Raw genomic sequence first — 12,741 nt, 5'->3', positions numbered from 1 at the left:
TTGAGGGGGGCAAGTATACGCGTGAGGTGGCAACCGATCAGCGAAGGTGGGTCAATGGAAGCTCGGTGCTGGCCAATACCTGGTTGAGCACGAAGCTTGAACGCACGCTGGTGACGCCCTCGATGCGCGTGAGGCTACCGAGCAGCAGCTTCTGGTAATGGTCCATGTCGGGCACGACGACCTTGAGCTGGTAGTCGGCGTCCATCCCGGTGACCAGGCTGCACTCCAGCACCTGGGGCAGATTGCGAATGGTGGCCTCGAAGGTTTCGAAGCGCTCGGGGGTGTGCCGGTCCATACCGATGAGCACGTAGGCGGTCAGGCTCAAACCCAGCTTCTTGCGATCGAGCAAGGCCACCTGGCGGGAAATGTAGCCATCGTCTTCGAGTTGCTTGACGCGGCGCGAGCAGGGTGAGGGTGAAAGGCCGATGCGTTCGGCCAGCTCCTGGTTGGAGATGCGCGCGTCACGCTGCAATTCAGCCAGAATGCTCAGGTCGTATCGGTCCAGCTTGCTCATGAATCATGCCTTTTCTGTTCGGATTGCGGCGAATTATCAATCCAGGGTTAAAAATTGCGCAAGTGCTATTTATCTGAGCAATCTTCGCAATCCCGTGCCGGTGCGCGCCCGGTATCTTTATCACCAGAATCACTGCCCGGACATCAGTCCACGGCGATGCGCCCCAGACGGGCGCTCGCGGCCAAGCCATCCAACAGGATGGGCCAGGCCCCCGGGCTACGCACCTTCCAGAAGACGGTGTGAGGTGAGCCGGGGCCACAAGCGCCGAGCACGGACGACAATTGCTGAAGGGAGGCCCACATGGCCTCCCTTTTTTCATGGCTGAAATTTAATGGGCGGCGCGGTGGGGCGCGGTAGACTGGCGCAGTCAGCCGTTTTCCCGTCGAGAGGACTACCATGAAGTCGCACATCTGGCAGTGGGCAGGTGTTGGTTTGCTGGGCATGGGCATCAGCGTGGCAGCCCTGGCGGCCGGGCCCAACGACGGCCCCGGTGCGTTGCCTCCCGCCGCCACAGGGCCAGGTGTCGAGGCAGGGCCTGCGCCTGGGCGTGCGCTCAATTCACGGGACGAAGTCGGGCAGACGCAGCCCCCACGGCCAGGGTTCTACCAGGATATTCCCCGCCGCCCCGGTGATGGCCCGCGGTGGCAGGGCCGCCCTGGTGGCCACGGTGAAGGCTGGGGCCCCGGCCCGCACTACCGGCCTGGCCAGACCGTGGACCGGTTCCCTGACCGCTTCTGGAAGGTGCCCTACCAAGGGCAGGACTATTTCTACTCGGGCGGGTACTGGTATCGCCCCTGGGAACGGGGTTACCAGGTCGTGGTGCCGCCCCCAGGTGCGCGAGTCAGCTACCTGCCGCCCTATGCGCACAAGTTCCGCGTGGACGGTGCGATGATGTACCTGGTCGCCGACACCTACTATCGGTACTTGGAAAACAGTCGCGAGTACGTGGTGGTCAATCCCCCAGAACCTGCGCCAGCAGCGGCGCCGGGGTATGACGTGGTGGCTTATCCGCGTTATGGGCAAGGGCAGGAACAGCAGGATCAGGATCGCTACCAGTGCCACCGCTGGGCGGTCAGCCAGTCGGGGTTCGATCCTGCCATGGCTGCCTATGCGCCGGCGCCTGCGGTTGCAAGTACCTACCAACGGGCGCTTGGCGCGTGCTTGTCCGGGCGGGGCTACAGCATCAACTGAAGGGCTACACCGGGTCGGCGTGCACCATTACATCGGCTTTGGGGTACTGATCGCGGATCACCTCCGAGGCCTGCACGCACAGGCCATGGGCGTGATGCAGCGGCAGTTGCCCAGGCAGCTCGATGTGCAACTGCACGAACCACTGGTTGCCCGATACCCGGGTGCGCAGGTCGTGCACGCCCAGCACGCCATCGATAGCCAGCACGCGGTTGGCCATGTCTTCACTGACATCCACGGGCAGCTCCTTGTCCATGAGAATCGCCGTGCTTTCGCGTGCGATCTGCAGGGCGCTCCACAGGATGTACAACGCGATGCCCAACCCGAACAGCGCATCGAGTTGCGGCCAGCCGAAGCGCGCCAGCAGCAATGCCAGCAAGATGCTGCCGTTGAGCAACAGGTCGGAGCGGTAGTGCAGGGAATCGGCGCGTACCGCCGTGGAGCCTGTGGCGCGGATGACCTTGCGTTGCAGGGCCAGCAGCGCGACGGTCAGCACCAACGACAACAGCATTACCCCGATACCGATGGCGGTATCGCCCAACGGCTGCGGGTTGCGCAGACGCTCCAACGCCTGCAAGGCGATCAGCACGGCACTGCCGCCGATGAACAGCGCCTGGGCGATACCGGCCAGGGCTTCTGCCTTGCCGTGCCCGAAGCGGTGGTCGTCATCGGCCGGGCGCAGGGCGTAGTGCACGGCCAGCAGGTTGAGGAAGGACGCCACGGCGTCCAGTGCCGAATCGGTCAACCCGGCCAGCAGGCTCACCGAGCCGCTCAACCACCAGGCCAGCGCCTTGCTGACCACCAGGATGCTGGCCACCGCCAGGGAGGCGCGCGTGGCCAGGCGGAGCAACCGTTTGTGTTCGGCCGAGGTAGTCATGTCAGGCGGTTGTCCTTGGCATCAGGCGGCAGGCACCAGCCCTAGGCTGGCCAGTTGTTCAGCACTGCCGCGGTGCTGGATCAGGCGTGGGTCGTCCAGCGGCAGGCGTTGCCCCAGTTCGCTCTCCAGAATGGCCTGCAGCTTGAGGTTGTCCACGGTGCCATCGGCATTGACGGCGTCTTTCAGCTTGGCAGGGTCCACCTGCGCGGTTTGCCCTGGCGGGTAGTAGATGGCGCCGGTGGCGAAGTCGATACCGAAGGCGATCAGCCCGGGGATGATGTAGAACAACAGGCCAACGGCGTCCAGCACGGCGATCGCCGGGTCGACCTTGCCGTCGATCTGGCCGCGACGGTCTGGATAGAAGATAGAGCCGCAAGCCGTCAGTTGCGTCAGCAAGGTGCCCACGAGGGCAGCACCGATCAGGCGGGAAGCAATGCGCATGTAAATCTCCGGGCGTGGCGTTCGGCAGGCCAGGCAAGGCGCCTGAGCCCGCAGTTAAGACCATGATAGGACAACGTCGGTTCGCCGTTATACTCGCCTGCTTGTTCGAGGGCCACCATGATTTCATTACCTATAGACCTTGTACTGGCAGATCTGCGACAGGCCCTGGCCCGTCGCAATGAAGTGATCCTCGAAGCGCCCCCGGGTGCTGGCAAGACCACTCGGGTGCCCCTGGCGTTGTTGCATGAACCCTGGCTGGCCGGGCAAAAGATCCTGATGCTCGAACCTCGCCGACTGGCTGCACGGGCGGCGGCGGAGCGTTTGGCCAGTGAGCTGGGTGAGCAGGTGGGTGAGACGGTCGGCTACCGCATTCGCCTTGAAAGCAAGGCAGGGCCGCGTACGCAGATCGAAGTGGTCACCGAAGGCATCCTGGCTCGCCGGCTTCAGGATGATCCGGCGCTGGAGGGTGTGGGGGTGGTCATCTTCGATGAGTACCACCTGCGCAACCTCGATTCTGACCTGGCGCTGGCGCTGTGCCTGAGCGCCCGTGAGCTGCTGCGCGATGAACCCCCGCTCAAGCTGCTGCTGATGTCTGCAACACTGGAGGGTGCTCGGCTCTCGAAGGTGCTGAACGATGCACCCGTGGTCACCAGTGAAGGGCGGATGTATCCCGTCTCGACGGTATGGGGCAGCCCCTATCAGCCGGGCGAGCGAATCGATGCGCGCATCACGGACACGTGCCTGGCTGCCATCGATGAACAACCTGGCAGCCTTCTGGTTTTCCTGCCGGGGCAGGCAGAGATTCGGCGGGTGGCAGAGGACCTCAAGGCGCTGCTCGGCAGCCGTCCAGAGGTGATCGTGTGCCCACTGTACGGTGACCTCGACCTGCAGGCGCAGCGTGCGGCGATAGACCCCGCACCCAAGGGGTCGCGCAAGATCGTATTGGCCACGAACATCGCCGAGACCAGCCTGACCATCGAAGGGGTGAGGGTGGTGGTGGACAGCGGCCTTGAACGAGTGCCCAGGTTCGACCCCCGCAGCGGCATGACCCGACTCGACACACAGCGCATTTCCAAAGCCAGCGCTACCCAGCGTGCGGGGCGGGCTGGGCGCCTGGAGCCCGGCATCTGCTATCGGCTGTGGTCGCAGTCCCAACACGAACAGATGGCCGGCTACAGCACCCCTGAAATCCTGCAGGCAGACTTGGCAGCCTTGGCGCTCCAGTTGGCCCGATGGGGTATGAAGCCGCAAGAGATGACCTGGCTCGACCAACCGCCAGCAGCGCCATTCGCTCAAGCCAGAGACTTGCTCAAGCGCCTGGGCGCCCTCGACGATGCTGGGCAGCTCACCCCACACGGTGCGGCCATGAGCGCGCTGCCAGCCCACCCCCGGATCGCCCACATGCTCATCAAGGGCAATGCGATGGGCCTGGATGACCTCGCGTGCAACATCGCGGCACTGCTGGGCGAAAAGGACATTCTGCGTGGGGCCGGTGCTGACCTTCACACCCGGCTGAGTGCCCTGTCAGGGGAGCAACATTCACGTCGTAGCGGCGGTTCTCTCCAGCGGGTGAAGCAGTCGGCTCGGCAGTACCGATCCCTACTGCGTGGGAAGGCCTTCAGCCCTGTCAGCGAGCCCGATCACCCACGGTGGGTAGGGTGCCTTCTGGCGTTTGCCTACCCTGACCGAATCGGCCAGCAGAGGCATGCAAGTGCATCCGAATACCGTCTCTCCAACGGTCGTGCTGCGGTGTTCTCAGAGCCCGATGCGCTAACCAAGCATGAGTGGCTGGTGGTTGCCGACCTGGGTAGCCGGCAAGGGCAGCGTGAGGAGCGGATCTACCTGGCGAGTGACCTCGAGCCTGCTCTGTTCGATGACGAGCTGGCTGACCTTGTGAAGTCTGTCGATGAGGTTGACTGGGACGAAAGGGAAGGGGTGCTGAAGGCTGAGCGGCAGTTGAAGGTGGGGCAGCTGATCTTGTCGACGAAAGCGCTGCCGAGTCTTGATGAGCACACCCGTTCGCTTGCCCTGGTCAACCTGGTAAGGCGCAAGGGCATCGAGCTTCTGCCCTGGAACCCTGAACTGCGGCAGTGGCAGGCCCGAGTGGGTCTGTTGCGCCAGCTGGATATCGAGGGTGGGCAGGCACACAGCAAGTGGCCTGACCTGAGCGATGCCAACCTGCTGGACACGCTGGACCAGTGGCTCACGCCCTACCTGGGTAAAGTCACGAGGCTCAGCCACTTCAGCCAGCTGGACCTGCCCTCGATCATCAGAAACCTTCTGCCCTGGCCACTTCCACAGGAGCTGGACACCCAGGCACCCCAGGCGATCCAGGTGCCGTCCGGCTCGAATATCCGTATCGACTACTCGCAGCATCCGCCCATCTTGGCCGTGCGGCTTCAGGAGCTGTTTGGCCTGGCAGAAACCCCTCGTATTGCTCAGGGCAGGCAGCCGCTGGTGCTGCACTTGCTGTCGCCGGCTCGCAGGCCTGTGCAGGTCACCCAGGATCTGGCGAACTTCTGGCGCAGCACTTACGTGGAGGTGAAGAAGGATCTGAAGGGGCGATACCCGAAGCACTACTGGCCTGAAGACCCATTGGTGGCCGAAGCCACGGCTCGTGCCAAGCCAAGAGGGACGTAGGGGCGTGGGCGATTCAACCACGCTCCCAGCCTTTTACGTTCACCTCTTTTGCAAGTCTGGCTTTGCGTCGGAATTAACCGGCCATATTTGAAGTGCGTAGGCTTTGCCCTCTGCGTTAGAGAGACGACTTCTAGCAGACAGCCTTTTGAGGTTAACTGCCCCACTCAAGCACGCCGAGGCCATCTCCCTATGTCAATTATTGACAACCTGATTGCGTTCACTTTCGCAGCAACACTGTTAACCCTGACCCCCGGCCTCGACACAACTCTGATATTGAGAACGGCTACTGTAGAAGGAAAGCAGCAGGCCTTTCGCGCCGCGCTAGGCATCAACACAGGTTGCTTGCTGTGGGGCGCCGCTGTGGCGTTTGGGCTAGGCGCACTGATTGCTGTATCAGCGTTGGCGTTCAACGTTTTGAAATACTGTGGCGCCGCCTATCTAGCCTGGCTTGGGCTGAATATGCTTCTACGTCCGCGTCAATCATTGTCGCCTGTCGAGGCGGCAGTAAAGCCAAGCCATAACTGGTTCTTGAAGGGAATGACGGGAAATATCCTGAATCCCAAGATTGGTATTTTCTACGTATCCTTCTTGCCCCAATTCATCCCCCAAGGTCAGCCATTGGTTGCTTGGACGTTCGGTTTGGTCAGCATTCACGTGGCCATTGGGCTGCTATGGTCGATTATTCTGATCGCCGCCACCCAGCCATTGGCCGGGCTACTGCGTCGTGTGAAGGTCGTTGCCTGGATGGATCGTGCAACAGGTATGATCTTCGTTCTTTTTGCGGCGCGTCTCGCCTTTAGCAAACGTTGATGCCCTTGAGTAAGGCGCGGTCTATTGCCCGCAGGCTTACCATAAGACCCTAGTCATCCAATCCCAACATACCCAAGCCCGCGGGGCATACCTCCAAGCCCCGCCAGCCACACTGCCCGCCCATCCTCAAGCTTCCTCGAAATGCATCTCTGGCGGCTGTTGGCGCAACCCACGAGTGATGACCAGCAGGTACAGACACCCCATGGCCAGCCAGGCCAAACCAAGGTAGATGGCCATGTGGTCCAGGCTTGCCATCAGCCATAGGTCAGCCACCAGCCCAATCAAGGGGAAGGCCAGGTACACCGTTGCAGCCTTGAGCCCGCGCTCGCCCTGGGCGATCCAGTAGTGAAAGACCACCGACAGGTTGACCAGGCTGAACGCCAGGAAAGCGCCGAAGTTGATGAACGAGGTGGAGGTCGTCACGTCCATGCGCAAGGCCAGCAGCGCGACTACGCCACACAGGACGATGCTGATGACCGGTGTGCCGAACCGTGCACTCAGTCGCCCGAACCAACGCTTGGGCAATACACCGTCGCGGCCCATGGCGAACAGCAGGCGCGAGGCGCTGGCTTGTGCCGAAAGCCCCGAGGTGAATTGCCCCACGATCAGGCCGATCAGGAAGAAACTCACGAAAATATCCCCGCCAATGGCCTTCGCGATTTCGTAGGCGGCCGAGTCCGGGTTGCTGAAGGTCGCACCAGGGTGGGCGAGTTGGACGAAGTAGCTGGCCACGATGAAGATGAAGCCGCCCAGCAGGGTGATCAGCAGGATGGCGCGAGGGATGGTCTTGCGCGGTTCATGGGTTTCTTCGGTCAAGGTGCTGACCGCATCGAAGCCCAGGAACGAATAACAGGCGATGGCGGCGCCACTCATGATCAAAGGCAGTTGGAAACCGTCCTGATGAAAGGGTGCCAGCGACCACAACGGCTGGTTCAGCTCGCCGGTGGCGTAGTGCACGGCCAGGCCCACGAAGGCTGCCAGTACCAGGAACTGAAGCAGCATCAGTACGCCATTGACGGTCTTGGCCAGTTGCAGGCCGACGATGTTGATGGCCGTGGTGACGGCAATGAAGGCCAGCACCCACACTGGGTGCGGCACCGCCGGGAAGGCCGAATGCAGGTAGGCCGCGCCGATCAGCCAGATCGCCATGGGCAGGAACAGGTAGTCCAGCAGCACCGCCCAACCGGCCAGAAAACCCAGCTTGGGGCTGATGGACTTGCGCACGTAGGTGTAGGCCGAGCCGGCGACGGGGAAAGCCCTGGCCATCTTGCCGTAGCTCAGGGCGGTGAACAGCATGGCGATGGAGGCGGCCAAGTAAGCCGAGGGCACAGCGCCTTGGGTGGTGTCGGCAAGGATGCCGAAGGTGCCTAGCACAATGATGGGGGTCATGTAGGCGATGCCGAACAGCGTCACCGCACCCAGCGACAGGGTACGTTTCAAGTGGGCCATGGTGTTACTCCGGATTGTGTTTTTTATGGAGTTCAGTTTCAGGGCCCGGCCTGGGCCCTGGGCGCCAGCCGTGGCGCAAGGGTTCAGACGGTGGTCAGGATCAGTTCTCGCAAGCCGCCTGGGTGCTCGACCTGCTGGCCTGGCAGCTCGAAGCGGCGCTCGGCCAGGTAGCTGTAGTCATGGCGCGCTTGCCCGATCAGCGCCATGTCGAGGTTCAACTGCAGCCGGCAGGCGCTGCGCCCTGCCTCGCACAACAGTTGGCCGTAAGGGTCGACCACCGCGCTGCCGCCTGCAAACACCAGGTTGCCATCGCCCTGGCCGACGCGATTGACCATCACCGCATAGGCCTGGTTTTCCATGGCGCGAGCGCTGATAGCGGTGCGGTGCGTGGGGCCGTACGGGTCCATGTTGCCGTTGGTCACCAGGATCAGCTCGGCCCCCAGCTGGCCCAGGGCGCGGGCGCTTTCGGGGAATTCGATGTCGAAGCAGATCAACAGCCCTACGCGCACCCCTTTGTACAGCGCCGTGGCGTAGCGATCGCCCGCCGTGAAGATGCCCTTGTCGGAGGCCCACAGGTGGGTCTTGCGGTACTTCAGCGCGACACCGTCCGGGGTGATCAGCACGGTGGTGTTGTAGAAGTGCCCGTCTTCGCCCGCCTCGGCAAGGCCGACCACGGCTGCCACGCCCTTGTCGGTCACCGCTTGGGCGACGGCGGCAAGCGTCGGGCCGGTCAGGGGCTCGGCGATGGCCGCGATGTTGTCTTGCGTCGGAAAGCCCATCAGCTGGGTTTCCGGGAACACGATCAGGTCCACATCCGCTGCGGCGCGGTGGATCGCCTCCAGGGTGCGTTCCAGGTTGTAGGCGGTGTCGCCGTCGCGACCGTCCAGCTGGACGAGTTCTACTTTCATTGCAACTCCTGACTGCGCAGCCAAACGGCTGCCAGGTGATCGACGCGGCGTGAAACCAGCGCACTGCACCGGCTGAGATAACGTGCCTGCCACTTGCTGTGGCGGACGGTGATTGCCCGAGTATGCCGCTGCCATCGGCGGCGGGGTAATTACGCCCTTGAGGTAACCCATAGGGGTTAGCCCTGTACACATTCCTTCGGTACTGGCCAGCGCTGCGCCGAAAACAGCGCCGCAATGCCCATGCACTCCAGTACACTTTGCCTGCTCAGTTGTATTCACCCTGACCTGCATCTCACCTTTTGGTACAGAGCCCGGACATGAACCTCACACTTCAGGACATTGCCTGGCATCGGTCGGTCGGCCAGGTGATCGATGCGCTGGACCACCCCGGTTTCTGGCTGCGCCTGGTGCGGTTGCTGGAGCAATACGTGGCGTTCGACAGTTGGGTCGCGTTTCTTTTCAGCGAGCATCGCCCGCTGGTGTATGCCGAATCCCCCGGCAGTGATGGCGGGCTGGACCCGTTATTTCAGGATTACCTCAAGGGCCTTTACCTGCTGGACCCGTTCTACATCTCCAGCCGGGAGACGCCGGCAAGCGGCCTGGTGCAGCTGGCCGACGTGGCCCCTGAATGCTTCGAGCGCACCGACTATTACCAGCGTTATTTCCGCCTCAACGTGGTGGCCGACGAGGTGCAGTACAACGTGGCCCTGGATGCCGGGCGCACGCTGTGCCTGTCGCTGGGTAGCCGCTCACGCTTTGCGGGCGAGCAGATTGCGCTGCTGCACCTTCTGCAACCCTGGGTGCTGGCCACCATGCGCCAGCGCTTTCGGTTCGAGCACGATGTCGACGAAGTCACCCCGGCGCCTGCGTGGCAGAACCACCTGGCCGAGGGCTTCGGCCACCTGGAAACGCCGCTCACCGCCCGCGAACTGGAGGTGGGCCGCATGCTGCTCAGCGGCTGTTCCAGCAAGGAGATTGGCCGCAAACTCGCCATCTCCTCGGAAACCGTGCGGGTCCATCGCAAGCACATCTACCGCAAGCTGGGCATCAAGTCCCAGTCAGAGCTGTTCGCCTTGTTTCTCAAGGCCCAGCGCTAGCAGCCGGTAGCTGGGTTCACGTGCGCTGCTCAACCTCGAGCAGCATGAACAGCCGGTACATGACCACCGTGCCGAACAATTGCAGGAAGCCTGCCAGGCTGTCCACGAGCAGTTGCACGCCAGGAGATGGGTCGGGGATGGCCATCAGGATCAGGCCTTCGATCAGCCAGATCGACGCCAGCACGGCCAGCAGGCACACCAGAATGCGCATGAAATGGCCAGTGGTCATGCGGGCGCTTTCGCGCATCGCCTGCACCACGGGCAAGCCGCGCAGCACCAGCAGGTATTCACCGAACACCAGGTTGACCATGATCCACACCCCTGGGAACACGAACAAGGCCATGCCGGCCATGATCAGCAACGAGCTGATCAGCACCAGCAGCGTCAGCGCCGGCCAGAGCTGCACCGCACGGGCAAACAGGTCGCGCTTGGCGATGGCCTGGCCATTGCTGCGGGTATCGAGGTACAGGATCAGTGCTGCGCTGTACAGCGGGTAGCACAGCACGTAGATCAGCATGCCGTAGGCCGGGGAGGCCTGCTCGCCCAGCTGGCGATACAGCACCTGGGTCAGCACGGCTTCGAGCACCACCAGCGGCAGGCACAGTTGGGCAATACCGGCCAGGTGGCGGGTGAAGAAGTGGAAGGAGTCGCGCAAAACACTCAGCGGATTCATGGGGTCAACATCGCATGGCAGTTGAAACAGGGGGTCTAACTCTAGCCCAAAGCGACCCTTGATCCGTTACTTGCTGAAAAAAGTTTCACCCCGCCGGTGATTGAATCAGCCGCGTCGACGCCCCATCTTTGAGCCTGTCCGTAGTCCCGCTACCCACGAGGTCGCCCCATGAATACCGAAGAACAATCCCTGATCGATGGCCTGTTCAGCCGCATCAAGCAGGCCGAAGACCCAAGCCAGCCACGTGATGCGCAGGCCCAGGCCTGCATCGAGGCGCATGTGCGCCAGCAGCCGGCGGCCCCTTACTACATGGCCCAGGCGATCCTGGTGCAGGAAGCGGCCATCAAGCGCCTGGACGAACAAAACAAACAGCTCGAAGCGGAACTCAAGCAGGCACGCGCCCAGGCCGAAGCTGCGCAGGCCGGCGCCTCGCAGAACACAGGCGGCGGCGGTTTTCTGTCCAGCCTCTTCGGCGCTGGCGGGCGTAGCTCGGCGCCGGCACCTGCTTCTCAGCCCCAGCGTTCGGTCGCACCGTCCGCACCCGCCGGTGGCGGCTGGCGCGAACCCGCGGCACCTGGCTTCTCGCAGCCGCCGGCCCAGCAGCCGGGCTTTGGCGCAGCGCCCGCGCGCGGCGGCGCCAGTAGCTTTCTGGGCGGCGCCATGCAGACTGCTGCCGGTGTAGCCGGTGGTGTCTTGCTGGCCCAGGGCATCAGCAGCCTGTTCAACCACAATTCCCAGCCCGAAGAGGTGGTCGAAGTGATCAAGGAAGCGCCTGCGCAGGCCAGTGACAGCGGCGGCTGGAACGACCAGAGCGAGCAGCAGCACGTGGCCGACAACAGCGGCTGGGGCAGCGACCAGGGCGGTTACAGTGACGCCGATTACGGCGGTGATGACGGGGGATTATTCTCCGACGACGATTCCTACGTCTGACGGCTCTGGCATACTGCTGGCCTTCGCGGGGCGCTGAACCCGCCCCCGATCCGGCCAGACGAGGTGCCAAGGTGAAAAAGATCGCGCTGTTCGCCGACGTGCAGAACCTCTATTACACCGTGCGCCAGGCCCACGGTTGCCATTTCAACTACACCGCCTTGTGGAACCAGGTCAGCCGCGAAGGCCAGATCGTCGAGGCGGTGGCCTATGCCATCGATCGGGGCGACAGCAAGCAGCAGCAGTTTCAGCAGATACTGCGCAACCTGGGTTTCGATGTGCGCCTCAAGCCCTTCATCCAGCGCAGCGATGGCTCGGCCAAGGGCGATTGGGATGTCGGCATCACCTTGGATGTGATCGATGCGGCCAGCCGCGTGGACCAGGTGGTATTGGCGTCGGGTGATGGGGATTTCGACCTGCTGCTCGACCGCGTGATCCAGCGTCACGGCACCGAAGCGGTGGTCTATGGCGTGCCTGGGCTGACGGCGATGTCGCTGATCCGCGCCGCCACCCGCTATGTGCCCATCGAGGGCCCGTTGTTGCTCAAGCACTAAGGTTTTTATGGAACGTATCGCTGTCATCGACTTTGAAACCACCGGCATTTCCCCAGGCACCGGTTGCCGCGCCACCGAGGTGGCCGTGGTGATGCTCGAGCGCGGGCAAATCGTCGAGCGTTATCAGAGCCTGATGAACGCGGGGGTGTCGGTGCCTGCTTTCGTGTCGGGCTTGACCGGCATCACCACTGCCATGGTGCGCAAGGCACCCCCGGTGGAGCAGGTGATGAACGAGGTGGCCGAGTTCGTGGGGGCAACGCCGCTGCTGGCCCACAACGCCGCCTTCGACCAGAAGTTCTGGGACTTCGAGCTGGGCCGCATCGGCCGCAGCCGCAGCCAGCCCTTCGCCTGCTCGCTGTTGCTGTCCCGGCGCCTGCTGCCGGCAGCCCCCAACCACAAGCTGGGCACACTGACCCGCTGGGCCGGGCTGCCCAACACTGGCACGGCCCACCGGGCCATGGCCGACGCGGAAATGGCCGCCAACCTGGTCCAGCACCTGGCCGGCGTACTGCGCCAGGACCACGGGGTGCAGCAGCCTTCCCACGACTTGTTCTGCCGCCTGCAGAAAACCCCCGCCGCCAAGGTGCGCGACGCGCTGGCAATCTATCGCTGAAGCGGGCAGCGCCTGGCGTCGCACGCCCCAGGTTGCAAGTGTGCTGCTGA

14 protein-coding genes are annotated in these 12,741 nt (G+C 63.2%); 7 read left to right on the top strand and 7 right to left on the bottom strand.

What is annotated here, in order from left to right:
• Window positions 1-37: 37 nt before the first annotated feature.
• On the bottom strand, window positions 38-514 hold the full coding sequence (locus ACF8E5_RS14725) for an Lrp/AsnC family transcriptional regulator (RefSeq protein WP_023534579.1): 477 nt from the start codon (window positions 512-514) through the stop codon (window positions 38-40).
• Between the two features lie 143 nt (window positions 515-657).
• Complete coding sequence (locus tag ACF8E5_RS14720; protein WP_153302480.1) at window positions 658-816, bottom strand: hypothetical protein; 159 nt, start codon at window positions 814-816, stop codon at window positions 658-660.
• Between the two features lie 94 nt (window positions 817-910).
• On the opposite strand from ACF8E5_RS14720, the gene ACF8E5_RS14715 reads away from it, so the two are divergent.
• The gene (locus tag ACF8E5_RS14715; protein WP_392475449.1) at window positions 911-1,705 is read left to right on the top strand and encodes a DUF6515 family protein; all 795 of its coding nucleotides are present in this window, start codon (window positions 911-913) and stop codon (window positions 1,703-1,705) included.
• A 4-nt stretch (window positions 1,706-1,709) separates the two neighbouring features.
• On the opposite strand, the gene ACF8E5_RS14710 is transcribed toward ACF8E5_RS14715, so the two are convergent.
• Window positions 1,710-2,579 (bottom strand): cation diffusion facilitator family transporter, encoded by an 870-nt coding sequence (locus tag ACF8E5_RS14710; protein WP_058603559.1) that lies wholly within the window; start codon window positions 2,577-2,579, stop codon window positions 1,710-1,712.
• Between the two features lie 21 nt (window positions 2,580-2,600).
• The gene (locus ACF8E5_RS14705; protein ID WP_078477945.1) at window positions 2,601-3,020 is read right to left on the bottom strand and encodes a polyribonucleotide nucleotidyltransferase; all 420 of its coding nucleotides are present in this window, start codon (window positions 3,018-3,020) and stop codon (window positions 2,601-2,603) included.
• A 117-nt stretch (window positions 3,021-3,137) separates the two neighbouring features.
• On the opposite strand from ACF8E5_RS14705, the gene hrpB reads away from it, so the two are divergent.
• Window positions 3,138-5,660: an ATP-dependent helicase HrpB gene (hrpB, locus tag ACF8E5_RS14700; RefSeq protein ID WP_392475448.1), complete on the top strand. Its 2,523-nt coding sequence runs from the start codon at window positions 3,138-3,140 to the stop codon at window positions 5,658-5,660.
• 189 nt (window positions 5,661-5,849) lie between these two features.
• A complete protein-coding gene (locus ACF8E5_RS14695) occupies window positions 5,850-6,470 on the top strand; it encodes a LysE family translocator (protein ID WP_392475447.1) in 621 nt (206 codons plus the stop codon).
• Window positions 6,471-6,596: 126 nt separating this feature from the next.
• Here the strand turns inward: ACF8E5_RS14695 and ACF8E5_RS14690 are convergent, their stop codons facing one another.
• Both ACF8E5_RS14690 and ACF8E5_RS14685 read right to left on the bottom strand, forming a co-directional pair.
• Window positions 6,597-7,919 (bottom strand): APC family permease, encoded by a 1,323-nt coding sequence (locus ACF8E5_RS14690; RefSeq protein WP_392475446.1) that lies wholly within the window; start codon window positions 7,917-7,919, stop codon window positions 6,597-6,599.
• Between the two features lie 83 nt (window positions 7,920-8,002).
• Entirely contained in the window at window positions 8,003-8,827 is an 825-nt protein-coding gene (locus ACF8E5_RS14685; RefSeq protein WP_325942601.1) for a carbon-nitrogen hydrolase family protein, read from the bottom strand.
• Window positions 8,828-9,144: 317 nt separating this feature from the next.
• Here ACF8E5_RS14685 and ACF8E5_RS14680 point away from each other — a divergent pair, with 317 nt between their 5' ends.
• On the top strand, window positions 9,145-9,924 hold the full coding sequence (locus tag ACF8E5_RS14680) for a helix-turn-helix transcriptional regulator (protein WP_325942600.1): 780 nt from the start codon (window positions 9,145-9,147) through the stop codon (window positions 9,922-9,924).
• A 16-nt stretch (window positions 9,925-9,940) separates the two neighbouring features.
• On the opposite strand, the gene ACF8E5_RS14675 is transcribed toward ACF8E5_RS14680, so the two are convergent.
• Window positions 9,941-10,597, bottom strand: a complete 657-nt coding sequence (locus ACF8E5_RS14675) for a hypothetical protein (RefSeq protein ID WP_392475445.1) — start codon at window positions 10,595-10,597, stop codon at window positions 9,941-9,943.
• Between the two features lie 168 nt (window positions 10,598-10,765).
• Here ACF8E5_RS14675 and ACF8E5_RS14670 point away from each other — a divergent pair, with 168 nt between their 5' ends.
• From ACF8E5_RS14670 to ACF8E5_RS14660, 3 genes are all read left to right on the top strand, one after another.
• A complete protein-coding gene (locus tag ACF8E5_RS14670) occupies window positions 10,766-11,527 on the top strand; it encodes a DUF2076 domain-containing protein (RefSeq protein ID WP_392475444.1) in 762 nt (253 codons plus the stop codon).
• 71 nt (window positions 11,528-11,598) lie between these two features.
• Complete coding sequence (locus ACF8E5_RS14665) at window positions 11,599-12,078, top strand: NYN domain-containing protein (RefSeq protein ID WP_023534583.1); 480 nt, start codon at window positions 11,599-11,601, stop codon at window positions 12,076-12,078.
• 7 nt (window positions 12,079-12,085) lie between these two features.
• Window positions 12,086-12,691: a PolC-type DNA polymerase III gene (locus ACF8E5_RS14660; protein WP_058603609.1), complete on the top strand. Its 606-nt coding sequence runs from the start codon at window positions 12,086-12,088 to the stop codon at window positions 12,689-12,691.
• The last annotated feature ends 50 nt before the right edge of the window (window positions 12,692-12,741 follow it).

The sequence above is a fragment of the Pseudomonas sp. WSY_20 genome, assembly GCF_043104335.1.
In the GTDB taxonomy this organism is placed as follows: Bacteria; Pseudomonadota; Gammaproteobacteria; order Pseudomonadales; family Pseudomonadaceae; genus Aquipseudomonas; species Aquipseudomonas parafulva_B.
The sequence above is the reverse complement of the archived record's forward strand: the minus strand, read 5'-3'. Positions and strand labels throughout refer to the sequence as shown.